At 41.9% G+C, this 24,436-nt stretch carries 22 protein-coding genes; 7 read left to right on the forward strand and 15 right to left on the reverse strand.

Annotation, left to right across the window (positions count from 1 at the left end; genetic code table 11):
* Window positions 1-7: 7 nt before the first annotated feature.
* Window positions 8-1,774, forward strand: coding sequence for an aromatic amino acid hydroxylase (locus ACSSS3_RS04435; protein WP_442846574.1), 1,767 nt, complete (start codon window positions 8-10; stop codon window positions 1,772-1,774).
* Here ACSSS3_RS04435 and ACSSS3_RS04440 read toward each other — a convergent pair.
* The 14 genes from ACSSS3_RS04440 to alaS form a co-directional block, all read right to left on the reverse strand.
* On the reverse strand, window positions 1,771-2,175 hold the full coding sequence (locus tag ACSSS3_RS04440; protein ID WP_228229939.1) for a response regulator: 405 nt from the start codon (window positions 2,173-2,175) through the stop codon (window positions 1,771-1,773). The two genes, ACSSS3_RS04435 and ACSSS3_RS04440, sit on opposite strands and share 4 nt — an antisense overlap.
* Complete coding sequence (locus ACSSS3_RS04445; RefSeq protein WP_442846575.1) at window positions 2,141-3,958, reverse strand: PAS domain S-box protein; 1,818 nt, start codon at window positions 3,956-3,958, stop codon at window positions 2,141-2,143. The genes ACSSS3_RS04440 and ACSSS3_RS04445 overlap by 35 nt, the downstream gene beginning before the upstream one ends.
* A gap of 7 nt (window positions 3,959-3,965) precedes the next feature.
* Window positions 3,966-4,583: a DUF4230 domain-containing protein gene (locus tag ACSSS3_RS04450; RefSeq protein WP_442846576.1), complete on the reverse strand. Its 618-nt coding sequence runs from the start codon at window positions 4,581-4,583 to the stop codon at window positions 3,966-3,968.
* Between the two features lie 95 nt (window positions 4,584-4,678).
* A complete protein-coding gene (locus tag ACSSS3_RS04455) occupies window positions 4,679-5,329 on the reverse strand; it encodes a response regulator (RefSeq protein WP_442846577.1) in 651 nt (216 codons plus the stop codon).
* Window positions 5,330-5,351: 22 nt separating this feature from the next.
* Window positions 5,352-6,077, reverse strand: a complete 726-nt coding sequence (locus tag ACSSS3_RS04460; RefSeq protein ID WP_228229943.1) for an NUDIX hydrolase — start codon at window positions 6,075-6,077, stop codon at window positions 5,352-5,354.
* Between the two features lie 109 nt (window positions 6,078-6,186).
* On the reverse strand, window positions 6,187-7,965 hold the full coding sequence (locus ACSSS3_RS04465) for a tetratricopeptide repeat-containing sensor histidine kinase (protein WP_442846578.1): 1,779 nt from the start codon (window positions 7,963-7,965) through the stop codon (window positions 6,187-6,189).
* An 82-nt stretch (window positions 7,966-8,047) separates the two neighbouring features.
* Window positions 8,048-8,308 (reverse strand): hypothetical protein, encoded by a 261-nt coding sequence (locus tag ACSSS3_RS04470; RefSeq protein WP_228229945.1) that lies wholly within the window; start codon window positions 8,306-8,308, stop codon window positions 8,048-8,050.
* A 12-nt stretch (window positions 8,309-8,320) separates the two neighbouring features.
* Window positions 8,321-8,671 carry a hypothetical protein gene (locus ACSSS3_RS04475; RefSeq protein ID WP_442846579.1) on the reverse strand — a complete coding sequence of 117 codons (351 nt, stop codon included), beginning with the start codon at window positions 8,669-8,671 and terminating at the stop codon, window positions 8,321-8,323.
* A gap of 10 nt (window positions 8,672-8,681) precedes the next feature.
* On the reverse strand, window positions 8,682-9,419 hold the full coding sequence (locus ACSSS3_RS04480) for a DUF6498-containing protein (protein ID WP_442846580.1): 738 nt from the start codon (window positions 9,417-9,419) through the stop codon (window positions 8,682-8,684).
* Window positions 9,420-9,436: 17 nt separating this feature from the next.
* Window positions 9,437-9,787 (reverse strand): hypothetical protein, encoded by a 351-nt coding sequence (locus ACSSS3_RS04485; protein ID WP_442846581.1) that lies wholly within the window; start codon window positions 9,785-9,787, stop codon window positions 9,437-9,439.
* Between the two features lie 64 nt (window positions 9,788-9,851).
* Window positions 9,852-11,756, reverse strand: coding sequence for an outer membrane protein assembly factor BamB family protein (locus tag ACSSS3_RS04490; RefSeq protein ID WP_442846582.1), 1,905 nt, complete (start codon window positions 11,754-11,756; stop codon window positions 9,852-9,854).
* A gap of 252 nt (window positions 11,757-12,008) precedes the next feature.
* Window positions 12,009-12,521 (reverse strand): DUF6252 family protein, encoded by a 513-nt coding sequence (locus tag ACSSS3_RS04495; RefSeq protein ID WP_442846583.1) that lies wholly within the window; start codon window positions 12,519-12,521, stop codon window positions 12,009-12,011.
* Window positions 12,522-12,592: 71 nt separating this feature from the next.
* Window positions 12,593-13,540, reverse strand: coding sequence for a GSCFA domain-containing protein (locus tag ACSSS3_RS04500; RefSeq protein ID WP_442846584.1), 948 nt, complete (start codon window positions 13,538-13,540; stop codon window positions 12,593-12,595).
* Between the two features lie 1,163 nt (window positions 13,541-14,703).
* Window positions 14,704-17,316, reverse strand: a complete 2,613-nt coding sequence (gene alaS / locus ACSSS3_RS04505; RefSeq protein WP_442846585.1) for an alanine--tRNA ligase — start codon at window positions 17,314-17,316, stop codon at window positions 14,704-14,706.
* A gap of 210 nt (window positions 17,317-17,526) precedes the next feature.
* Between alaS and ACSSS3_RS04510 the strand changes: the two genes are divergently transcribed.
* The 6 genes from ACSSS3_RS04510 (at window position 17,527) to ACSSS3_RS04535 (ending at window position 21,477) form a co-directional block, all read left to right on the forward strand.
* A complete protein-coding gene (locus tag ACSSS3_RS04510; RefSeq protein ID WP_228229953.1) occupies window positions 17,527-18,504 on the forward strand; it encodes a M23 family metallopeptidase in 978 nt (325 codons plus the stop codon).
* Window positions 18,504-18,833, forward strand: coding sequence for a MerR family transcriptional regulator (locus ACSSS3_RS04515; RefSeq protein WP_099647197.1), 330 nt, complete (start codon window positions 18,504-18,506; stop codon window positions 18,831-18,833). Before ACSSS3_RS04510 ends, ACSSS3_RS04515 begins: the two co-directional genes overlap by 1 nt.
* A 12-nt stretch (window positions 18,834-18,845) precedes the next feature.
* Window positions 18,846-19,460: a LemA family protein gene (locus ACSSS3_RS04520; RefSeq protein ID WP_228229954.1), complete on the forward strand. Its 615-nt coding sequence runs from the start codon at window positions 18,846-18,848 to the stop codon at window positions 19,458-19,460.
* On the forward strand, window positions 19,460-19,900 hold the full coding sequence (locus ACSSS3_RS04525; RefSeq protein WP_228229955.1) for a TPM domain-containing protein: 441 nt from the start codon (window positions 19,460-19,462) through the stop codon (window positions 19,898-19,900). Before ACSSS3_RS04520 ends, ACSSS3_RS04525 begins: the two co-directional genes overlap by 1 nt.
* 35 nt (window positions 19,901-19,935) lie before the next feature.
* Window positions 19,936-20,706 (forward strand): TPM domain-containing protein, encoded by a 771-nt coding sequence (locus ACSSS3_RS04530; protein ID WP_442847396.1) that lies wholly within the window; start codon window positions 19,936-19,938, stop codon window positions 20,704-20,706.
* Window positions 20,707-21,015: 309 nt separating this feature from the next.
* Window positions 21,016-21,477 (forward strand): DUF5063 domain-containing protein, encoded by a 462-nt coding sequence (locus tag ACSSS3_RS04535; RefSeq protein ID WP_442846586.1) that lies wholly within the window; start codon window positions 21,016-21,018, stop codon window positions 21,475-21,477.
* A gap of 66 nt (window positions 21,478-21,543) precedes the next feature.
* Here the strand turns inward: ACSSS3_RS04535 and ACSSS3_RS04540 are convergent, their stop codons facing one another.
* Window positions 21,544-24,345 (reverse strand): outer membrane beta-barrel protein, encoded by a 2,802-nt coding sequence (locus tag ACSSS3_RS04540; protein WP_442846587.1) that lies wholly within the window; start codon window positions 24,343-24,345, stop codon window positions 21,544-21,546.
* Window positions 24,346-24,436 lie beyond the last annotated feature (91 nt).

Consider the following 24,436-nt stretch of genomic DNA (forward strand, 5'->3'; position numbering starts at 1 on the left):
ATATCGCATGTCAGAGATTCTAGATAAAAATATTGAAAGTAATCCACTTATAGACCGCCTGCCACCGCATTTAAAACAGTATATAAAACCTCAAAACTACGAGGACTATACGCCGATTAATCAGGCGGTATGGCGTTATGTAATGCGTAAAAACGTGAGCTACCTCAGTAAAGTGGCTCATAAATCGTATCTCGACGGACTTAAACAAACCGGGATTTCTATTGACCAAATTCCCAATATGTATGGGATGAACCGCATTTTAAAAGAAATCGGCTGGGCAGCAGTCGCGGTTGATGGTTTTATTCCTCCCGCAGCCTTTATGGAGTTTCAGGCCTATAATGTTTTGGTTATCGCTTCAGACATACGCCAGCTTGAGCATATTGAATACACTCCCGCTCCCGATATTATTCACGAAGGCGCAGGCCATGCCCCAATAATCGCAAACCCCGAGTATGCCGAATACCTCAGACGTTTTGGAGAAATAGGCTGCAAAGCGATATCGTCTGCTAAAGACTATGAGCTTTATGAAGCGGTGCGAAAGCTATCCATTCTTAAAGAAGCCGAAAATACTCCGGAAGAAGTCATACAGGAAATTGAGGAACAGGTAGACTATCTTCAGAAAAATATGGGAAAAACCAGCGAGATGGCTCTGATACGCAATTTGCACTGGTGGACGGTAGAATACGGACTTATAGGCACTCCCGAAAATCCGAAAATTTACGGCGCCGGCTTACTATCATCTATAGGCGAGAGCGCCTGGTGTATGACCGACGCGGTTGAAAAAATCCCCTACGGCCCCGAAGCGGCGCACAAGGAATTTGATATCACAAAACCGCAGCCTCAATTGTATGTGACTCCGGACTTTGCCTTTTTAAGCGAGGTACTCGAAGAATTTGCTAATACGATGGCATTGCGCACCGGCGGACCTGAAGGATTGCAAAAACTAATCGAAAGCAACAATCTGGGTACAGCCCAGTTGAGTACAGGCCTGCAAATATCGGGGGTTTTTGATGAAATGATCACACACAAAGGCAAGGTAATCTACTTACAAACGCAGGGACCAACTGCTCTGGCTTACCATGAAAAGGAACTCGTAGGACACGGCACCTTAAATCACAACAGGGGTTATGGTACCGCAATAGGCAAACTTAAAGGAATCAATCTCGCGATTGAAGATATGAGTCCCAAAGATCTTAAGGCTTATAAAATTTATGAAGGCGAAAAAATCACGCTGGAATTTGAAGGCGATATTGTTGTAACCGGAAAAATAATTACGGGAACGCGCAATTTACAGGGAAAAATTATACTCATCAGCTTTGAAGACTGCACCGTAACTCACAAGGAGCGCATGCTTTTTAAACCGGAATGGGGAGTTTATCATCTGGGGGTAGGCAAAAAAATCACATCTGCATTCTCGGGTCCGGCAGATTTCAGGTCTTTTGATCTGATACATCACAAACCCGGCTCTGAAACCATCAAAGCTTCAAAAAGTGAGAAGCGCCAGGAGCTCGAAAGCCTCTATCTCGCAGTGCGTAAGTATCGGGAAGGTAAAGACACTCGCTTTTCACCACAAGCTGTTTTTGATCTGCTTAAAAAATACCATCCCGAGGATTGGCTGTTACCGGTAGAGCTCTATGAACTCGCGATTGATGAAAACTTAACTGAATTTTGCAGGGAAATCGAGGAACACCTTAATCAAATCTCAGAACAACGGCCCAACTTAAGTCACCTTATTGAAGACGGCCTTGAACTTATACGCGCTGCTAAAATCTAATCTTCATCACTGAAAGTATCCCGTATAGCTTCAAGCTGCTCAAGTGTTACGGGCTTAACCACATAGTTAGAAACGCTGCTAAATTGCAACGCGCGTTCCTGATCGCGGGGATCTATTGACGAGGTTAAAATGTAAATGGTAATTTTCTTTGGCGGATCATATTTGGTAAAGGCTTCAAGAAACTCCCAACCATCCATAACCGGCATGTTTAGATCTAATAATATCAAATCAGGGATCTCATCACCGGTCTTAAAAATTGCCGTGAGTGCATTTAAAGCTTCCTGCCCGTTGCTGTAAACCAAAAAATTCTCGCAAAACTTAACGAGCTTCATCATTTTCTTTAATCCAAAAACAACAATTGGATCATCATCTACCAGACATGCCAGTTTTATCTTTTTCATGAAGTTTAATTATAAAGGTGGTGCCTTCTCCTACTTTACTTTTTACATCTATTGAACCGCCCATTACCTGAATTTGTGATTGGGTCATATACAATCCAAGACCACGGGCTTCAGAATGCTCGTGAAAGGTTTTATACAAACCGAAAATACGATCGCCATAACGCTCCATATTAATCCCCAAACCGTTATCACTCACACTGATTACGGTGTAACCATTAACAGCTTCGGCAGTAACCTGCAACCACGATTTTTTCCTGGGATCTCTATATTTTATGCTATTCGAAAATAAATTCAGCAAAACACTTTCTAAATACGCCGGTACCGCATAAACCTTTAAATCTTCAGGAACATAATTATAAATTTTAAAGTTTGCGTTTACAAGCAGGCCTCTTAACGAACGCTCTGTGTTTTTTACAAAATCTTTCAGCACTAATTCTTCTTTATCCTTAATATCGATATCTACAGAAACCACCTCATTGAGATGCTTAATCGTTTCTGTCAACATATCTGACGCCTGATTGAGCATATCTAACTGTAGCTCACGTTCATCTAAATCCTTTTCTTCTTTTAAAAAGTTAAGGAGCATTGCTATGTTACTGGTATGAGAACGTAGATTGTGAGAAACAATATGCGCAAAATTGATCAGACGTGTATTCTGCTCGGTAGTGACTTCAACAAAACGATCAATTTCCTGGCTCTTTCTCCTGAGTTCTGTAACATCCTGTATTTGAACTATGATTTCTTTCGGCTTAGCGTCGGGATCATAGATAACAGATGCAAACACACTACAGGTTAAAATCACTCCATTAGTATTCCTGAGGAAATGTTCTCCTTGAATTTCGGCTAACTTGCCGTCAATTAATTTTAAGAAATTCAGGTAATAGCGGTTAGCTTCTTCAGGGGCGAAAAAATCAGTAAGCTTTTTATTGACAAGCTCTTTCTCGCCAAGCCCAATTAGTTTTTGAAAAGCCCTGTTACTTCTCAATAAATGAAAACCATCAATACTAATAATCAAAAACCCAATCGGAGAATTTTCAAAAGCCAGCCTAAACTGCTCTTCACTCTTTTTAAGCCGGATATTGCGTTCTGTACGCTCTGTAATATCCTGAAATGTTCCCAAAAGGCGCACGCACTTCCCGTTTTCAAACTCAGCCTTACCTCGGGCATTTACGTGAACTTTCCTACCCTTATGGTTAATGATAGTGTAGTCTCCATTCCACGGCTCACCGGTTTCAACCCCATTTTGTACCGCACGGCTTATGCGCTCTCTATTCTCCCCTTCTTTATAAAAACTAACCCCGGTTTCCAGGTTTGGGACAAAATCCTCAGGTACCTCGTGAATCTTTCGGGTTACTTCAGACCAATAAATTTTACCTGTTATAATATTATACTCCCAAAACCCAATTTCTGCAACCTTATTGGTTTCCTGTAGCAATAATTCTTTTCGGTAATCCTGAGGTCGTGTAAGCAAAACCTGCTGAATCAGTATCAAACACGGCTCTGGATCTATCCGGCTGAATTTATACTTATAGCGTACCTGTTTCTGTGGAATATTTTGAATGAAATAGGAATTCTCTCCCTGAATTGACTTCTCAAATGCGGTTTTAAACTTAAGCTGAAGCTTTGTCATGTCTTCAGTCACAGTCGAAAAGTATGAAAGCAAGCCCGCATCCCATTCTTTGCTTTTTGAGATTAAGGCCAAATCTTTATCTACTATCGCAAAAACGCCGGGCATTTCGCGTATCGCCTCAATTAAAATCTGAGATGTTTTCACTGCTGCCATACCCGCATTAATCTACAATCACTTTCTGAAGTTCATCATTACTCTTAATCACCGTCTTATTGTATCTCAATTCCCAGCCAAGGGCGTTAGTAACGGCGTAGATACTGGCGAGTTCTGAAATGAGGCGCTGCTCGGCCTGCTCGGGAAGTCCGGATGCTTCTACTTTTTTACGGATGCTTGCGGTTACCCTTTTTTTGATGGTATTGTAATCTGAAGCTTCAAATTGATTCAGGTAATCCTGAGTAACGTCGTAATATTCAATATCGGGATTGATATTGATCTCCGGTTTTGGGATACTCAGTATGGTTATGGTCCTGTTTTCTTCATCGACCTGGGTCTCCATAGCGCGCAAATCGTATGAAATATTCACTTTTGCATTGACCACCACAAGCGCCTTTTTACTGGCGGTAAGGAGGTCAAAATACATACGTTTAGAATCGTTATAGGTAAAAACCTGAGCAAAGGTTCCTTCGGTCACGATGAGCTTACCCACATTGCGAACCTCTTTTTGAATTAAAGAAGAACTCTCGATAAGACGTTGCCGTGATTCATTTCGTTCAGCGAAATAGTTATAGGTGAAAATGCCCAGAACTACCAGAAGTAAAATAATTAAAAGTTTACGCACTGCTAAGAGGATGAGGTTAAGTTTAAGTGGTGAAACAGGGCGGGCATTCCCGGTTTCGCTTTGAATCTAATATTACAAAATTATCTCTGGTAATACTAGATTAAATTGTTTTTACGGGCTTTTTTAACAGCTTCAAGCTTGTTATGCACCTGCAGCTTTTTATAGATATTTTCGATGTGTTTGCGCACCGTGCTGGGAGAGACCACTAAATTTTCGGAGATTTTTGTATAGCTCAACCCTTTTGCCAGCTGCTCTAAAACTTCAATTTCGCGCTGCGAAAGCGCTATTTGCTCCTGCTGCTCCAAATGGCTTACCGCATCGGGATTGCGCAATAATTTTAAAGTTCGCATTGCGATAGCGGGATTCATTGCAGCCCCACCGGCAAGGGTTTCTTCAATTCCTGATTTTAGTGCTTCGGGTGGAGTTTCTTTTAACAAATACCCGTCTGCACCGGCTTGAATAGCCTTAAAAACATGAATGTCGTCATCAAAAACCGTTAGCATAATCACCTTGATATGCGGAAACTGCTCTTTAACCTGCGCCGTGGCTTCAATACCATTAAGCACGGGCATTTCAATATCCATTAAGATCAGGTCTATGTTTGGCTGTTCCTGAAGCTTTTCTATCAAAACCTGCCCATTCTCTGCAGTTAAGCGCAAATCAAAATCCTTAAAAAAGGAGAGTTTTTCTTTAAGCGACTGGGCTAAAAAGAATTTATCCTCGGCTATGGCAATGCGTACAGGCATCTTTTACACTATTGATGGGGGATCAAATTTCGAAGTTATAGCCACTTTCAAGCAGCTCCTGGTATTTTTCAGAATCAAAACGGTAGAGATAAGCACCGCGCTTACTTCCTGATTTATCTTTTTCGTCCAGTTTGACCAAAACCTTGAGCGACAGCACCTTTTTTCTGAAATTACGGGGATCAAGCTCTCGCTGGTAAATTGATTCGTAAAGCTTTTGCAGTTGAGGAATGGTAAACTTTTCGGGTAAAAGTTCAAAGCCTATAGGCTGGTAACGCGCTCTTCTGCGTAATTTATCAAGAGCATCACTAACCATTTCGGTATGGTCGAGTGCAAGTTTGGGGATTTCCTGCAGCGTGTACCAGAACGCGCCGTGGCTCTGGGTAAGTTCGCGATCGTGATCATTAATACGCATTAAGGCGTAATGCGCTACTGAAATACAGCGATAGCCCGGGTCTCTTTCGGCTTTACCATAGGTTTTTGACTGTTCCATATAGATCGCTTCAAGACCTGTGATTTCTTTTAAAACCCGGCGTGCCGCTTCATCTACATCCTCATCGATCTTGACAAAGCTTCCTATTAATGACCAGATTCCCGAGTCTGGCTCTACCCTTCTTTTAAAGATTAACAGCTTAAGATCACCGTCATCAAAGCCAAAAATAATGCAGTCTGTAGCTACGTATAATTTATCGTGAGCTGCATAAAAATCATTATTGGGAGCTTGTGCCGTGCTGGCAGAACTGGGAGTCATAGTTTCGATTTTAAGCGTTTAAAATACGCTTTTTATTCGTAAAGCGAAATCTTTGTAAACTTTTCACCACAACTGATGCCTAACTCAAACCGGGTAGATTTGTAGGCATTCAGCTTAGGGGTTTTCTAAGATGAATGCTTGTGCCTGCTCCGGGATTGCTGTGTATTTGCAGATTTGCATTTAAGTCTGCTGCACGTTTCCGCATATTATTAAGCCCGTTACCTGATAAAATCTGCGCCTCTTCAAAACCCCGCCCGTCATCAGTTATGCGCACATCAAAAACATCCTGGTCAACCTGCATCATCACATCTACCCGGTTGGCCTGGGCATATTTGATAGCGTTGTTTACTGCCTCCTGTATGATGCGGTAGATATTGATTCCTTCTAAAGCGGTAAATTCAAAATCTTCCTGAACGCTATCAACCTCAACCTTGAACTGCGTTTCGGTTCCGGTGCTTTCGGCCTTATCAATAATACCGGCAACACGGGCCTGCAAATCCTCAAGGCTTATACTTTCTTTATTCATGGCCCAGATCGTGTCGCGCAATTCATTAATGGTAACCGATGTAAAGGTACTTATGGCGGCAATACGCTCTTTAACCTGTTGTCCTGCATCTCCCAGCAAATAACTCAGATTGTCAAGACTCATAATAATAAAAGTAAGCTGCGAACCTATATTATCATGCAAATCACGCGAAATACGAAGACGCTGCTCTTCAAGCCGGTTTTGAGTCTCGATTTTTGCCAGAGCGATCTGAAGTTCGCTTTCTTTTTGCAACTGCTTATTTTTTAATTTTTGACGGCTGTAAATCAGGTAACCCAGCAAGCCTAAAACAATTGCGAGCCCCAGACTTCCATAGATGTACAGATTTTTACGCCGAACCTCCAGATCCTTTTCTGCCAGCTGTGCCCGTTGTTTTAAAATCTGATTTTCTTTTTGTTCGGTTTCAAATTCAACTTCTAAGGCCGCAATTTGTTTACTGGTTTCCAAACTGCTTATACTGTCTTTGAAAACCGCATATTTTTCAAAATAGTACAAAGCAGAATCGGTCTGTTTCATTTGCTTAAATGCTTCCGAAAGTTGCTGATAGGTATATTGCATCAGGAAGCGGTAGTCCTCCTTACGTGCGATAGGCAACGATTTTTCGAAAAAAGGTATCGCTTCAGCAGGTTTACCTTCAGCTAAATACACCTCTCCTATCTGCGTATAATTTTCTGCGATACCCTTGCGGTCATTAATCTTTTCACGTATAGCTTTCGCCTTATAAAAAAACTCGCGTGAAAGATCGTAGTTGCCCATCTGCCCGTAAACCCCTGCAAGATTGCTGTAACTGTAGGGCAAACCTTCGGTATAGTTTCGTTCTTCAACAATAGCCAGACCTTTTTTATAAAAATAAAGCGCACTATCCAGTTGACCCTGCATTTCTTTTAGCACACCGTAGTTATTATAAGTACGGTCTAACACCTCTTTGTAGTTTCCTGCTTCAGCCATTTTAATCCCCTTGTTCATATAATATTGAGCACGCTCCATATTGTCACGCTTCATCCCATAGCCCATCTCTCCATACAGGTTGGCTGCCTGCGGTTTGAGATCATTCTCTTCAAAAATACGTATGGCCTTCAGATTATACTCTACCCGTTTTTTGCTGTCGGCTTCATAACCGTAAATGGTGGCGATGTTTTTATAAGCCTCTCCAATACCCTTTTTATAATCAATCTGCTCAGCAGCTTTAAGGTTATTCTTAAAAATAACCAATAGGGAATCTGTCTTTAGGGAAGAGTTTTGAACCAATATCGCGTTGATGGAATCAATTTGTTGAATATTCTGCGCAGAAAGAACGCCAGCATTAAAGAAAAGAAAGAAAGTCCAAACGTAATAGTGTTTCATAAAAATCTGATTGTTTGCTTTTTACAAGCTAATATATAAAAATACCACAATAGATTTCTTTTAAAAATCGGCCGGAATAATTTTATCTCACTGCGATTTCAGGCTGAATGATTAGCGCTTCGCTAAGGTTATAGGCTAAAAGATTGTAGGTATTCAGGAGCTGCTTCCGCTTTGCCAGTTGCTCCCGGTTGCGCTGAATGTTTTCATTTAGATAGTGTAATCGCATTTCGGCAGCTTTTTGATCTTTCCGTTTTAACCTCTGAAAATACAGCACTAGCATCACAAACAGCAGTAATACTGCCGCTACAACTAATGCTCCCGGTATTGAAAAAATACTGCTCATTTCCATTCAGTTTTAAATCATAGCCTGCCCGATAAATACAATCCCTATTATAACGTAGAAACCCGCAAGAATACTTTTAAGCCTTGGCTTTAAATTGCTTTTTAATACCGAAACCTGAACCAGAAGTCCGGTTAGGTATGGGGGCAAAGCCGTAAATACGGTACCTGTAAATGTAAAATCCCATACCAAAATGAGCATAGGAATGAGAAGCAGTACCGCCAGGATACCCTTCAAATAGCCTGGTTCGGTCGCAAAAACGTATTTGCTCGCTATCCACAACACGAATTTATAAGCCACATAATACAGCAAGGTGTAGCCGGCCACCATAAAAACCAACCATACAGATCCCGAAATCGCATCCATTACTTAAAATTTATTCGGTAAACAGCAGCAATTGCTTTTTGATTTTCTCAAAACTCATTTGACTGTTCTTCTCAGCATACCAGGACGCAAAGCGGTCTAGCGCTTCTGTATTTTCGCGTAAGCCTATCAAAAACAGATCGAGCGCCAATCTAAACAGGATCAGAAGCACCGCAGCTATCATTCCGGCTTTGAGAAACACCAGAAAAAAACCGGAGAGAATGACAACAAACTGCTGCACAAAAATGCGCAGATAGGGCTTGGACATCAGTTCGCCCGCGGTAAAATGCTCGTAGCGTTTTTCGGCTAAAAAATTCATCACAAAAGCCAAAAGGTTTGTAAAAACAATACTGGCAATAAGCAGCCACATCCCTTCTAATCTCAATAACGCCTTATAATTTTTCAGCAATGCAAAACCATCGGTAAAAAATGAAGAACCTTCAATTTCAAAAAAAGTAAATGCAAATATGCTCTGTATGGCAATAAAAAATCCGTAGTGAAAGACAAAGAAAATCAGGATGCTGTAATTACCTAAACCCCCTCCATCCTGTTTATTGGTATGCCTCACACACCAACCCATTTTAAGGACATTAAAAATCCCAATGATGATACTTTCGAGAAAGTAGGCCATCACCACAGTCAACGGACTCACAAAACCCACACTCAACAAAACCAATAAAAACAGAGCATTTACATACACCATGTAATTTTTGGTGTTGGGCTTCAGCAATTCAAAAACCAGGGTTTTCATAGATTTAAACGAAATAGTTAGCGATTTAAAAATGCAATTAAACTCAGTAGGGCTAAAAGCAGCGCAATTAAAGCCAACACTAAAAACAGTTTATACATTTTTTCTCCCACAGTCAACCTTCGGTATCTGCTGGCACAGAAGTAACCGGTAATCAAACAAGGCACGCCTATGAACACGTTGATGTAAAACACCCACATCCAACTCACCACCAGCGCTGCCAGCGCGTAAACCAAAGCTGCGTAACCATAAAAGAAGGCAATTTTTGACTGCGAAAAACTTCCGCCGATGCGGTGCTCTATAAAGCGGAAGCCTAAATAACTCAGCCCAATTACCAGGCTTACAGAACTTAAAATCAAAAAATAATACATCCTTTTAAACAAAACTGCCCGAAGCAGCTTCAGGCAGTTTCTAATATTAATTAATAGCTTGAGATTACCTCAGATTGTATGCATAAATGGTTTTATTATCGGCTTTGTAATACAATACGCCTCCAAAATCATCTACCTCATACTCCGGTTTTTTGTCTTTAAGCAGAATTTCTTTTTCCACACTCCCGTCAGCTTTACTCAATTTTACAAGTCCTACACCGTCATCCAGATTAGAAAGGATGAACTGAGAATCTTCGGTCGCCGCAGAAGCTTTGAAGCGTTTGCTGAGGTATTCAAATGAAGCTCCTGCCATCGATGCAAACATATCCTGGGCGCGCTTGGCTTCCTTTCCGGTTTCATTATAGCTATCCAGATTATTCATATCCATCCCATTACGGTTTGCACCTGCTTTAGCTGCCATTGCAACTGTAAGTGTTGTAGTGGCTACCGCTGTAATACCGCCCATAATTTTACCAAACGTGCTTCGGCCCGGAGATTTATAATACTCATGGTACTTTTCGTTTCCGTCAAAGTCAAGTAAGGTCATGTTTTGATCACTCCCTAAGAAAATACCATTATCGCGCACTGCCAGTGTGGTTGGATTTTCCTTTTCATCAAACTTTACATTCGCCAGAGTTGATACGTCTCCACTCGCTGCGTCTACAGCAAATAACTCGTCATCTGCATTGATTAAATACCGGCTGTGTGCCTCATCAAAAGCCGAAGTAACGCTTTCAGCCTTCTTGAATTTTAAAGGTTTATTCCAAACCGATTCCCCGGTTTTGAGATCTACAATATTGGCATCTTCAGAGGTGATGTAGATCAATCCCTTTGGAGTTTCGGCCATTATCTGAATGTTTTCTCCGGTTTTGAGCGGCTTTTTGAACAACGGAGTACCGTCAAAAGCGACTTTATTGATTCCACCTTCATAAATACCGAATAGAATCCCATCTTCCATCACATAGAAATGCTGCACAAAACCACCGGTTTTAGGTGCTTTATCCCAAAGGTCCTCACCATTAGCTGCGCTCAGAAGATTGATTTTTGACTCAGACCGACCGGCAAGTACGCTTTTTCCGGAAGTATCTTTATCACTCACTACAATCAGACCCTGGGGTACGATTTGAAAATTGCTCACCACCCCGTCAACTTTTACCTTGTCTCCCCATGCTTCACCGCCATCGGGCTTCACTTTTATGATTTCGGTTTTACTCCCGGTGTCGTTTACGTCAAAAGCATAAATTTCTTTCTCATCTGCGCTTGAGGTCATCCAGTTCACATCTTTTACGTCATTTTCCCAAAGCGTTTGCCCCGAATGACTTTTCGCATAAATACCCTGAGTTGTAGGTACCAATAGTTTGTCTTTCAATAATAAAGGCGTCCCCGTTACAGCAAAATATTTAGCTGTTGTTTTACCCGGCTCGTTCAGGAAAAAGGAATAATCGAGATTGCCGGTAATGAGATCATAAACAGCCAGTTTAGCTGTGTTTTTCTCAGCCATCGAACCTTCTTTTTGAAGTCCGCTGATGACGAGCTTGTTATCGGGCATAATCACATCTGCTGTTTGAACGGTTTTCCAGCCTTTACTTTCGGTAGTGAAAATCACTTTACCTGAGATGTAATCAATAACCGCTTTTTTGCTCGATAAAGCCGACAAAGCTTTAAGACCCCCTACGCCTCCCTGATCTACGATAAGATAAGGTGAAGCAGGAATATATGTCACCTCTTCAGGCTTTACGCTACCATAATCGGTAAACTTAAATACCAGCTCGTTAGAACCCGGCTTAATACCCACGAGACCATCACTGGTTGAGACGACCATCGTTCCGGCCAAAGTCAGAGTCATATTATTGATATTTCCGCCTACATCGTAGGTATAATCTGGAGTTTCAGCTTTTTGAGCAAAAAGGCCTCCGGTAAAAAGCAACAAGCATACGATGCTGCTTAAATGGTGTAATTGAATTTTCATAAGTCTTCGGTTTATAAAGTTTTTACACTCCAAAAGTCCCTGAAAATCAACCGCTAATCAATAGGGCAATTGCCGTATATTTTGACGTAGTACAAGAGAAAACAAGAGCTGAGGCTCGAGATAAAACAGCGTTTAAATACCTCTTTTAAATAAATATGGCCTCCGCTGCAAGCAATAAAGCCGAAAACAGAATTACTCCTGCTTCCGGCTTCGTGTAAAAACCTCAACACTTGAGATTTTCGATAGTAATACTTACTTAATTTTTACGTTGAAATCGCCTTCGCTCACAACCACCTTTTTGGTGGTATCACTGGTAAGATACCCCGTAAAACTGAAGGTTCCCTTAACGCTTTCACCTTTGGTATACTCCGCGATTTTAATCTCGCCATTAGATGATGCGCCCGTCGCAGTAGAAAAAATCTGAGCGCTCATAAAATCAGATTTGTCCTTAAGATAGGTGTAGGTGCCCAGACTTACCGCGTTCAGGGTATAGGTGCCAACGCCTTCAAAGCCAATAATGGTAATCTGAATGTTTTCAGAATCTGCACTACCGCCGCTAATGGTAATGATTTCGATATTGGCGGAAGAACTCTCCTGAGCAGTAGTCGCAGCAGGCATAGACTTGTAGGCCTTTCCGTCAACTTTTGCGGTAAGATTGCCTTCACCTGCGGCGCTGTCCCCCCCGTCATCATCTGTGGAGCAGGACGTGAGACTTAGGGAAAGACCCAGAAAAAAAATGGATGTGAATTTGATAATTGTGTTCATGGTTTTGGTTTTTGATTACAAGACAAATCTCCTGTAAACCAAAACACCAATCCATAAGGCAATTGCCGTATTTAGAATTGAATATGAGGGATTTCCCGCTGCAGCCGGGCTATTTTTTGCTGCAGTTTTTCAAGGAATTGCTGATGCTGATCTGAATTTGGGTTAAAAGGTCTGTGCTCTAAACCACGCTGCACTTCTTCAACCCGCCCTTTTAATTCTTTAGCCTGCGGCGAAAGATAAACCGACTCAAAAGCTTCCCAGATGTAATCAACCGCAAGGGCGTTAGGATGTATGAGGTCGCGGTCGTAAAAGCGGTAATCCCGCAGCTCGTCCATTACAATCTCATAGGCCGGAAAGTAAAAAGCACGATCACTCCGCTCTACTACCGAATGTACCGCAGCAATAAGATGCGCCTTACTGCGCTGGTTTTCGACAAAACCATCCTTAATATGGCGCACGGGAGAAACGGTAAAGGTTACTGAAGCATTGGAATTAAGTTTTGCTATAGCTGGCAACGTACGCTGCAAAGCCGCCTCAACCTCAGCTACCGAAGCCAGTTCTTTCTCAAATTCCCGCTGTGGAATTTTATGGCAATTGGCTACAATTTTATCCTGTACTTTATGACGATATCCCGAGGCTGTGCCCAGCGTGATAAAGATATGCGTGGCTTTTTGGAGTTGGTCATAGGCACCAGCCAGGGCTGTATTGAGCTGCTCTGTCGCAGCTTTTGCAGAAGTTGCACTAAGTTTAGAATGCGCATCAAACGATACAAAATTTCCGTTTATTTCTTCAAAATCCCTTTCTTTGAATTCTCTACGCTCAGCCACCTGTTCAAAAAACCGGGCAATGGCTTCCGGGTGAAACAAAATCCCAAACGGATTTATGGTATTCCTAAACTTATAATATTCGAATTTCGCCCCAATATTCTCTACAAAACAACTGCCCACCAGCATAATCTGCGAATCGTAATCAATAGGATTAGCGGTAGGTTGAAGCGGGATTTTGGTTTGGAGTTGCACTTATTTTTATTGGTATTGCTATTATTGGAATTGGGTGCTGTTTGGTTAAGAGTTATTGATTATTGGGTTATTTGAAAAGCGTCCAGTATTTATGATTTCTTATTTATTGTTGAACTGACAAAAAACAATGCGCGATATAATCGCGCAATAGCGGATGGTTCTCGACTGTACTTCGACAAGCTCAGTGTGACACGCTCGACCTGACAAGATTCGGTTATTTATAATTTCTGATTTTGTATTTCATATTCGCTAACTGCCTACTGAGACTGCCAACTGTTTCGGGTTGAAAGTTGTTGATTATTAGGTTATTTAAACTTACACTACAATCGCGAGATAGTACGGGTCTCGACTGCACTTCGACAAGCTCAGTGTGACACGCTCGACCTGACAACGTAGATATTTTTATTGTTATTCCTATTTATTATTTTTTATATCGTTTTTCTCAACTCGGCTGATTTACTAATTCCATTTTTTATAGCCCAACCAAAATTCATTAAAAAAACCAAGGCTGAAAAAAACAATAGAGTCAAGACGATACCTGAACCCAGGGATAAAATTACCACTACTATAAAAATCAGGAAAATAGCTATCAAATGAATTATCGAAAGTATCTTATTTGTAGAATATCTCAATAAACTTAGAGCCCCATAGCCTAAAAACACTGTTATCCAGAGAAAAGGCTTAGTAATTATGACCCAATACCTAAAATCAAATGCCCAACCTATGGTTCTATTATAAGATGTGATTTCATTCGATCCAAATATCATTATGTTCATACAAACAATTAGTATTTGTGAAATCAAAAACAGAACAAACATTCTTTTTTGCACTATACGATCAATCGTCACTTATTTTGTTTTATCAGAACCAATTCACTTTTAGGGTGTTTTATTGATTCCAGATTTTTATTTAGTCCTTATGAGGTTAAATGATATACCGTTTTCCTTAAAAAATATTAGAAACAATGCGCGATACAATCGCGCAGGAGCGGATGGGTCTCGACTGCACTTCGACAAACTCAGTGTGACACGCTCGACCTGACAAGATTGGGTTATTTCTAATTTCTGATTTTGTATTTTGTATTTCCTAACTGTCTACTGAGACTGCCCACTTTTTACTTCTAACAAAAGCCCAATTGACTAATAACGATTAACATCAAACCATCACCCCAGGTACTCCTTCACCGCTCCCAAAGCAGCTACAATCCCATCGGGATTTTTTCCGCCGGCGGTAGCGAAAAACGGCTGGCCTCCGCCACCTCCCTGAATGTATTTACCCAGTTCGCGTACAATGGTACCCGCGTTTAAGTCTTTCGCTTTAGCTAAATCTTTATCAATATAACAACTTAACAAAGCCTTATCGCCCTGACGCGAAGCCAGTACCAAAAAGAGATTTTCTACTTCACCACCCAACTGAAAAGATAAATCTTTGATGCCGTTTGCATCCAGATCCACCTCACGGGCGAGAAACTGAATTCCGTTTATTTCTTCCAGATCTGCTTTGAGTTCACCTTTTACATTCTTGGCTTTCTCAGCCAGTAAAGACTCGAGCTGCTTTTTGAGTTCGTTGTTTTCTTCCTGGAGGTTTTCAATGGCTTTTGCAGGCTCTTTGGTGTTGTTAAGCAGACCGCGTACAGATTCAAGCGTTTCGTCCTGTTCTTCAAAATACTGCATCACCGCGTCGCCGGTAATCGCTTCAATACGACGAATTCCCGAAGCAACCGCTCCCTCTGATTTGATTTTAAAATACCAGATGTCACCGGTATTGTCTGCGTGGGTACCGCCACACAACTCCATCGACTTGCCAAAACGTATAGTACGCACGGAATCCCCGTATTTTTCACCAAATAGCGCAATCGCACCTTCCGCAATCGCCTGATCGTACGGAATACCGCGTTGCTCTTCAAGCGGCAGCTGCTCCTGAATACGGGCGTTTACAAACTGCTCTACTTCTTTCAATTCTTCAGGCGTTACTTTTGAGAAGTGCGAAAAGTCAAAGCGCAAATAACCGCTGTGCACCATAGAACCTTTTTGTTCTACGTGCGTTCCTAAAACGGCGCGCAGTGCCTGATGCAACAAGTGTGTCGCGGTATGGTTTGCCTGGGTACGGTTGCGTTGCCTGGCATCTACCACCGCGGTAAAGGTCTCATCTAAGTTTTTCGGAAGGTTTTTAGCCAGATGAATAATCAGGTTGTTTTCCTTTTTGGTATCGGTGATGTAGATCACATCGCCATTGGGTGCTTCCAGATAGCCTTTATCGCCCACCTGACCGCCACCTTCTGCATAAAACGGAGTCAGGTTAAAAACAAGTTGATACTGATCACCTTCTTTTTTGGTATTTATTTTTCGGTAGCGGGTAATGCGCACAGGCGTTTCGAGCGTGTCATAACCTACAAATTCTTCTTCGGCATCATCCTCGAGTACCGTCCAGTCTCCGGCTTCAATTTTTCCTGCAGCACGTGAACGGTCTTTTTGTTTTTGCAATTCGGCCTGAAATCCTTTTTCGTCGAGGCTGTACCCCTTTTCGCCCAAAATCAAAGCGGTCAAATCTATAGGAAAACCATAGGTGTCGTACAACTCAAAAGCTTTGGTACCCGATACTTCTTTACCTTGTGTCTCTGCAATGATCGAATCGAGCAAAATCAAGCCCTGATCCAAAGTGCGCAAGAAGCTGTGCTCCTCCTCCTTGATTACGTTATAAATGAGGTTTTGTTGTTTTTTAAGCTCGGGGAACGCTTTGCCCATCTCATCAACCAATACGCCAACTAACTTGTAAATGAACGGTTCTTTGGTATCCAGAAAGGTAAAACCGTAACGTACCGCGCGTCGTAAAATACGGCGTATCACATACCCGGCGCCGGTGTTGCTGGGCAACTGTCCGTCTGCAATGGAGAAAGCAACGGCGCGTACGTGATCTGCAATCACCCGAATCGCGATATCGGTTTCTTCCTGTGTTCCGTATTTAGAATTGGTGATGGTTTCAATCTCGCGGATAAGCGGCGTAAACACATCGGTATCGTAATTTGATTTTTTGCCTTGTAACGCCATACAGAGACGTTCAAAGCCCATCCCGGTATCAATATGTTTTGCGGGTAAATTTTCAAGCGAACCGTTTGCTTTTCGGTTGTACTGAATGAAAACGAGATTCCAGATTTCAACCACCTGAGGATGGTCTGCATTGACCAGTTGAGCTCCCGGTGTTTTTGCCTTTTCTTCTTCCGAACGCAAATCGACGTGAATTTCAGAACAGGGTCCGCAGGGTCCCTGATCGCCCATTTCCCAGAAGTTGTCTTTTTTGTTTCCGTTTAAGATACGGTCTGCAGGCACGTGCTTGCTCCAAATGTCATACGCCTCGGTATCGCGCTCCAGATTTTCACTGCTATCGCCTTCAAAAATGGTCACATACAAGTTGTTTTTATCCATTTTGAACACTTCGGTAAGCAACTCCCAGGCCCAATCTATGGCTTCCTGCTTAAAATAATCGCCAAAACTCCAGTTACCCAGCATCTCGAACATCGTGTGATGGTAGGTATCTTTACCCACTTCTTCCAGATCATTATGTTTTCCGCTAACGCGAAGACATTTTTGCGTATCGGTCACCCGGGTATCTTTGGGCACTCCATTCCCCAAAAAGTATTCTTTAAACTGATTCATCCCGGCGTTTGTAAACATCAGCGTGGGATCGTTTTTGATCACCATAGGTGCTGAAGCGACGATGGAATGGTTTTTGGACTTAAAAAATGAAAGAAAAGTATCGCGAATTTCCTGGGATTTCATGAGTAAATTTTAGACTGGTTTTTGCCAAAATGAGTTTACCGGCAAACTATTTTTTATATTTGTTCGTTACCCTTCTGATTCAGGAGGGATTTTTGAGGATTTTAGACTGCTTTCAGCATTAAAAATCTTCCGTTAAATCCTGAGGTTTTACTCAAGATTCACCCACGATTCGCGGGTTTTCATTAACGCAAAAATAGAATAATTTAAACAATGTCTAAGGTTAAATATTATTACGACAAAGAGACGCTTTCCTATAAAAAGATAGAGAAGCGCAAGGGTCGTAAACTGGGTTATGTAGCTTTATCTATTGTTGCCTCGTTTCTTGCAGGTTTTATTTTACTAATCATTTATCTCAATATTCCCGATCTGGAAACGCCCCGCGAAAAAGCACTCGCACGCGAATTGCAAAATATGAAAATGCAATACGGGGTTCTCAATAAAAAACTGGATCAGGTGCAGACCGTTCTGAGCGAAATCGAAGAACGCGACAATACCATTTACCGGCTTTATTTTGAGGCCAATCCCATTCCTGATGAGCAACGCAAGGCCGGTTTTGGTGGGGTTAACCGCTACAAAGACCTTGAAGGTTTTGATAACTCTAAAATGATTATTGAAACGAATAAGCGTCTGGACATTTTGACCAAACAACTCGTCGTGCAAAGCAAATCGCTTGATGAAATCGCAGTTTTGGCCGAAGAAAAAGAGAAATTACTGGCTGCAATCCCTGCCATTCAACCGGTATCTAATGAAAATCTTACCCGCATCGCTTCGGGTTATGGGTATCGTTCAGACCCGTTTACCAAGGAACGTAAGTTTCACTATGGGATGGATTTTACCGCGCCTCGAGGAACTCCGGTTTATGCGACAGGTGATGGTGTAGTTGAACGAGCCGATAATAATGCCACAGGTTATGGTAACCACATCCGTGTAGATCATGGCTATGGCTATGTAAGCCTGTATGCCCACCTGTACAAGTACAATGTGAGACCGGGACAAAAGGTGAAACGCGGTGATCTCATAGGTTTTGTAGGCAGTACCGGGCGTTCTGAAGCCCCGCATTTGCATTATGAAATCTTTAAGGATGGTGAGCGCATCAACCCGATAAATTTCTACTACGGAAACCTATCGCCTGAAGAGTTTGACGTAATTTTACAGAAAGCACAACTCGAAAACCAATCGCTGGATTAATGCACGTTGACCTGCCCGAAAAATTATACTACAGCATAGGCGAAGTTGCTGATGCCTTTGGCGTCAACACCTCGCTGGTGCGCTTTTGGGAAAAGGAATTTGATGTATTAAAACCCAAAAAAAACGCGAAAGGCAATCGTAAGTTCACGCCCGAAGACATTAAAAATCTCGAGCTTATTTACCATTTGGTCAAGGAGCGGGGCTTTACGCTGGAAGGCGCCAAAACGCATTTAAAGGAAAACAAACACCAAACACTCAATAAATTTGATCTCATCCGCAAGCTGGAAGCCATAAAGGCCCAACTGCAGGATTTAAAAGATCAACTCTAATCAATCAAAATCATGAAAAAAGGAATTATTGCAATTATAGTTGTGGTTATTTTAGTCTTTATAGGATATTCATTCTTTAAAGGTTTTTACAATACTGCGATCACGTTAAAAGAAGATGCCACCGCGCAATGGGGTAATGTAGAAAGTGCCTACCAGCGCCGCGCAGACCTCATCCCAAATATTGTAAATACCGCAAAAGGCTACGCCGAGTTTGAGCAAAAAACACTGACTGACGTAATAGAAGCCCGTTCTAAAGCAACCGGTGTTAATATCGACCCGGCCAACATCACACCCGAGCAGCTGGCGCAGTTTCAACAGGCTCAAAGTGGGGTGAGTTCGGCTTTATCCAGACTTTTGGTTACCGTAGAGCGTTATCCCGATCTTAAGGCTAATGAGAATTTTAAAGAACTCATCAACGAGCTGGAACGTACCGAAAACCGCATCAATGTAGAACGTAACCGCTACAACGAGGCGATTAGACCTTACAACAAGCACATCAAAACCTTCCCAAATAACATCGTCAACAACTTCATAGGCAACTTTGAAGAAATGGGTTATTTTGAAGCCAATGACGGCGCCGAAAATGCACCTGAAGTCAACTTCGACTTCAATAACGATGCAGCCTAATGGCATCTGTCGTAGAAGATTTTCTAAACGCCAAAGAAGAAGGGGAAGTTGTAGAAGCCATTCGCCAGGCAGAGCTTAAAACTTCCGGAGAGATACGGGTGCACCTCGAACGCAAGTGTGAGATAGACGCCTTTGAACGTGCAAAGGAATTGTTTCACTTTCTGAAGATGGATAACACCAAGGCTGAAAACGGCGTACTCATTTACGTGGCCGTTGACGCTAAAAAGTTCGCCATTTGTGGAGATCGCGGCATCAACAAAGTGGTTCCCGAAAACTTCTGGCAAAGCACCAAAGACCTTATGCAAACCGAATTTAAAAACCGAAAGTTCAAAGACGGTCTGGTAAAGGGAATCAATTCTGCCGGGGAACAGCTTGCGAAGTTTTTCCCGTGGGATGCTGATGATGTCAACGAACTTTCAGACGAAATATCAACCTCTTGACCTATATAACTCAACGATATCAATTCCGTAACTTTTTGCTCGTGGCATTTCTTTTTTGCCTAACGGCGAAAAGTTTTGCGCAATACGATATTCCTTCCGTTCCTGAAAAACAAACCAGCGTTTATGATTATGCCGGTTTATTGAGCACGGGGCAAAAAGCTGCTCTGGAAAACAAACTGGTCAAATACAGCGACACGACTTCCACCCAAATCGTGGTGGTGATTATACCCAGCACAAAAGGCGAAGACATCAGTTTTCTGGGAGCCAAATGGGGCCAGAAATGGGGAATTGGTCAGAAAGACAAAGACAACGGTATTCTCATCACTCTGGCTACGCAAGACCGCAAGGTAGATATCAATACCGGTTATGGGATTGAAACCATCATCACAGACCGCATGGCCGAGCAGGTCATCAACCGCATTATGATTCCGCAGTTTAAAAAAGGAGACTATTACGCCGGGCTCGATCAGGGTGCAGACGCGCTGTTTCAAATGCTGCAAGGCGAATATCAGGGAACGCGTCAAAACGACTCCAAAGGCTTTAATATCTTCCCGGTGCTTATCATTTTTATTGTGATCATCTTTATCCTGAGCCGCTCGCGTGGCGGTGGCCGCAATGGCGGAAGAGGCGGTGGCGCAGGCAGTCTGCTTGACGTCATCATCCTGAGCAGTATGGGCCGTGGCGGCCTGGGCGGCGGTGGTTTTGGTGGCGGATCTTCCGGTGGAGGATTTGGCGGAGGTGGCGGCTTTGGTGGCGGCTTCGGCGGTGGTGGCTTTGGCGGTGGTGGGGCTTCCGGGGGTTGGTAAAATAGCAATTATTACTATTGTTATTGTTATTGTTATTGTTATTGTTATTGTTATTGTTATTGCTAAGCAATTTGGAAATTACATCCATTTCCTTCGATACAATGTTCCTCTAGTCGCATCACTCAGGAAACCTCTTCGAAGGAAGGGGCTTTTAATATGATTAGAATGAAAAACCTCCCTTTGAAGGGAGGTATGGAGGGATGTTTTTTAATTCAGAATTCTCTAAGCGGTAGCTGAATATATTTCTCAAAGCTTTAGCGAAGCAAAAGAAACCAATAACTCAATAATCGAATAACCTAATAAACTCTTTTGGAAGCTTTTCTCAATCTCATTCAACGCATTACTCAATACGGTACCGAAACCATTGCAAAGCCAGATAAGCCATTGGCTTTAAAGAAAGCACTGGTTGATCTATATGCACTTTATGTAAATCTGGAACCTTCTTTTGATGAGCGTTTGTACGAAGAGATTGAACGCATGGATTACGGACTCGTTTACGCGCACGTGAAAGTGAATTTCCCCGAGTTTCACGATTATGCGCAGTTAGCGCAATTTCTCGATCCCAACCAAAAACCGGAAATCCTCACAGGTGACGCGATAGACGATCTTTCTGACCTCATTATTGACCTCAGCGAAGTAGCCTGGAGATTGCAAAATACCAGTCTTGACGATGCGCTTTGGTACTTCAACACCTTAATGCGTGTGCACTCTGAAGAGCACTTGCTTAATTTATTGGGGTATTTAAAAGCTTTGGAGAGTATTAAAAATTAAAAACAGGAGTTTCAGCAACTCCTGTTTTTTAATTTTTCCGATTTTGTATTTTGTATTTGTTTAAAATCAATCCCACCACCCATTCTCACTAACCTCACCTTTTTTACCCAGTGTATTAAACTTATAGCTGAAGCTCAACATAAAATACTGCTGTAAGACGGTGCTCTGCACATCTTCTATATAGGATTGGGTGGCGTTACGCCTGGCATTGGTGTTTTGGTCAAGCAGGTCATAAACCTTAAAAGTTACGAGCGCCTTATCGTTGATGAAGGAATAAGCCAAAGATGAATTCCAGAAGACGGCATTGCCCTGGAAACCTGCCCCCACATTAGGGTTATAGATGTAACGTATGTCATTTTCCCAGGTCAGCCATTCCGGAAAAAAAGTCGTGGTACGCAATCTTGCATTATGCTGCGTAAAGCGCTGCCCATCGAAGAAATCCCGGTTAAAATCTGTTCTGTTAAACTCGATAGCGTACTCAGGACGCAACTCAAACCAATTAGCCCAGGTGAACCGTAAACCCAGACTAGGTCCAATTCTTTTCGTGATGCTGGCATATTGATCTTCATTAAAGAAATTGACAAACCGCTCAATATTCCCGAAAATACGCGTTTCTACAGTAAGTGTTTTAAGAGTATCTATCTTCATTTTTTTATTGTAACTCATACTGGCATATGCATCGTAAGCACCATCCACATTGGTGAAAGTAGTTTGTCTTACAAAGTTGTCATCTACCGTTGTTCGATTTACTATCTGATCGTTGGTCAAGGTGACTCCAGCATACGTATAAAACCCAGTTCTGCTTTCCCAGTCGTAGTTATTAGCTCCAAAACTAAATCTATGACTATTAGTAGGTTTTAGGTCTGGATTACCCTGAAGGGTATTGATAGGATCTGAAACATCCAGATAGGGCGAAAGTTGTCGTACATCCGGAGCGTCATTTCTTAAATTATAGGAAGTCCAAAAGCTAAACTTTTGAGAAATATTAAAATTGATATAGCTTGATGCTTCTAGAGCGTCAAAATCATTCTCAAAATCGATATCGCGCACCCGGTTTCCGTTAATATCTGTCAGCAAATCTTCACCGGTTAACTTTCGGTTTACATATGCGGCTCTTACACTGGCCCGTATTTTTTTTGAATTATAGGTAAGCCCAAGTTGAGGTTTATGACTGCGGTTGGTACTTTCAAAATCGGTACTTTGGATTTCAACGAGCTGATCGTAAGATTGTGTATTTCCATCAAAATCATAAACCAACTGGGTATTGGTTCGGTTTTGATTTACAAACTCATATTCAGACTCTATAAAAAGTTTTTTCGCGATTAGCGGAATACGCCAGGTTAGGTTTGTCGTTATACTATTATTATTGTTATCGCCATCAGTAAACTGGTTCCGCAGAATTGTATTGGGGTCATCCCCGTAAACTTCAGTTTCCGAATCGGTAAAATCTGCGCTTTGTGTTTCGTCTAATTGGAGGTTTCCATTTAAGCGGATAAAACCACCTTTGTTTCCATAACGTTTGGTAGCCGTAAGCCGGTTACCAAAATTGCGGCTCTGCCGGTCATTGCTGTTGTCGTAACTGCTTTCATTAACCAAATCGCCACTTGCATTACGCGTTAATGAACTTCCCGAACTTTGATTAAATCCTTCTGAATACTCAAAAGAGGGCAGGACTTCAACCAAGAAGGTTGAATCAATTTTGGTTTGAAATCTTAAGTTGGCGGTGTGGTTATCTGTTTCAACGTCACTGCGTGAACTACTGGCGGAAATAAATCGATTTTGAGGTAAAATATTTTCCCGAACCCTTTCGGTTTCCTCAAACCTGTTTGCTCCTGAATAAAAATAGTCTGCTGAAGTTTCAATTTTTTCACCAAAATCATTGGCAAAATTCATCCCGGCATTGCGAGAGTTCACAATACCATCTCCCATGCCAAAACTTCTTCCACCTACATTAAAACCTCCATTACTACTTATGGAAATATAGCTGGCATTACCAAACATTTTTTCGATCTCACCAAAACTAAAGCCGGGCGAGTTGATGTTATTACCGCTTCCTAACAGACTAAATCGCAAATCGTTATCAAAGTAGTTTCCAATACCCGCATATTCAAAACGATCATCGGTACCCCCACCGGCTGCTACTCTTCCAAACAAACCTTTATTCTTATCCTCGTCAATGGTGATATTAATCGTTTTATTCTCACTATCCCCGGCCTCTCCGGTAAACTCTTCAGACTCGGTCTTAGTATCTACCACCTGAATTTTATTGATCAGTTCTTTAGTAAGATTACGGGTAGCAATGGTAGGATCGTCGCTAAAAAAAGGTTTACCATTAACCAAGATATTGCTCACCGGTTTGCCATTAATACGAATACTACCATCTGCATCAACCTCTGCACCGGGTAATTCCTTGAGTAAATCTTCTAAAGTCGCATCGGGATTGGTTTTAAACGAGGCGGCATTAAACTCAAGCGTATCCTGCTTGATGACAACCGGTGCTGCACGGCCCTTGACCACGACATCGCCCAGGGACTCTACCTGAAATTCCAAAGCTATATCACCCAGGTTTTGCGTGCGATTTTTACTCAGGTCTATTCTTTGCTCGTAAGATTGGTAACCTACAAAGGTTACAAACAAATTTGCCTGATTAAGGTTTACCTTACTATTTAATTTAAATTCCCCATTACGATCTGTAATCGTATACGTTATCATTGTGGAATCTTTCAGGGTTTCGAGAACAACTGTTGCTGCTTCAAGTGGAGTCTTTTGTTCCTGATCTACCAGACGGCCGGTAATTGTAAAATCCTGTGAATACGAAAAAAAGGAGAGCAGGCCCAAAATCAGGCTAAGGAGAAAACGGATGTTCATTTTGTTTTTTGATTGATTGATATGCGAATAACATCATTATTTCTAAAACTATAAAATTAGTTTAATGTTTTAAGAAATAATTAACAAATCT

The sequence above is a fragment of the Leeuwenhoekiella sp. H156 genome, assembly GCF_052218455.1.
GTDB classification, from domain to species: domain Bacteria; phylum Bacteroidota; class Bacteroidia; order Flavobacteriales; family Flavobacteriaceae; genus Leeuwenhoekiella; species Leeuwenhoekiella parthenopeia.

Excerpts from the sequence above, each read along its gene's own strand:
- ACSSS3_RS04435 (WP_442846574.1), top strand. The coding sequence starts at position 8 with ATGTCAGAGATTCTAGATAAAAATATTGAAAGTAATCCACTTATAGAC.
- ACSSS3_RS04440 (WP_228229939.1), bottom strand. The coding sequence starts at position 2,175 with ATGAAAAAGATAAAACTGGCATGTCTGGTAGATGATGATCCAATTGTT.
- ACSSS3_RS04445 (WP_442846575.1), bottom strand. The coding sequence starts at position 3,958 with ATGGCAGCAGTGAAAACATCTCAGATTTTAATTGAGGCGATACGCGAA.
- ACSSS3_RS04455 (WP_442846577.1), bottom strand. The coding sequence starts at position 5,329 with ATGCCTGTACGCATTGCCATAGCCGAGGATAAATTCTTTTTAGCCCAG.
- ACSSS3_RS04460 (WP_228229943.1), bottom strand. The coding sequence starts at position 6,077 with ATGACTCCCAGTTCTGCCAGCACGGCACAAGCTCCCAATAATGATTTT.
- ACSSS3_RS04465 (WP_442846578.1), bottom strand. The coding sequence starts at position 7,965 with ATGAAACACTATTACGTTTGGACTTTCTTTCTTTTCTTTAATGCTGGC.
- ACSSS3_RS04470 (WP_228229945.1), bottom strand. The coding sequence starts at position 8,308 with ATGAGCAGTATTTTTTCAATACCGGGAGCATTAGTTGTAGCGGCAGTA.
- ACSSS3_RS04475 (WP_442846579.1), bottom strand. The coding sequence starts at position 8,671 with ATGGATGCGATTTCGGGATCTGTATGGTTGGTTTTTATGGTGGCCGGC.
- ACSSS3_RS04480 (WP_442846580.1), bottom strand. The coding sequence starts at position 9,419 with ATGAAAACCCTGGTTTTTGAATTGCTGAAGCCCAACACCAAAAATTAC.
- ACSSS3_RS04485 (WP_442846581.1), bottom strand. The coding sequence starts at position 9,787 with ATGTATTATTTTTTGATTTTAAGTTCTGTAAGCCTGGTAATTGGGCTG.
- ACSSS3_RS04490 (WP_442846582.1), bottom strand. The coding sequence starts at position 11,756 with ATGAAAATTCAATTACACCATTTAAGCAGCATCGTATGCTTGTTGCTT.
- ACSSS3_RS04495 (WP_442846583.1), bottom strand. The coding sequence starts at position 12,521 with ATGAACACAATTATCAAATTCACATCCATTTTTTTTCTGGGTCTTTCC.
- alaS (WP_442846585.1), bottom strand. The coding sequence starts at position 17,316 with ATGAAATCCCAGGAAATTCGCGATACTTTTCTTTCATTTTTTAAGTCC.
- ACSSS3_RS04510 (WP_228229953.1), top strand. The coding sequence starts at position 17,527 with ATGTCTAAGGTTAAATATTATTACGACAAAGAGACGCTTTCCTATAAA.
- ACSSS3_RS04515 (WP_099647197.1), top strand. The coding sequence starts at position 18,504 with ATGCACGTTGACCTGCCCGAAAAATTATACTACAGCATAGGCGAAGTT.
- ACSSS3_RS04520 (WP_228229954.1), top strand. The coding sequence starts at position 18,846 with ATGAAAAAAGGAATTATTGCAATTATAGTTGTGGTTATTTTAGTCTTT.
- ACSSS3_RS04525 (WP_228229955.1), top strand. The coding sequence starts at position 19,460 with ATGGCATCTGTCGTAGAAGATTTTCTAAACGCCAAAGAAGAAGGGGAA.
- ACSSS3_RS04540 (WP_442846587.1), bottom strand. The coding sequence starts at position 24,345 with ATGAACATCCGTTTTCTCCTTAGCCTGATTTTGGGCCTGCTCTCCTTT.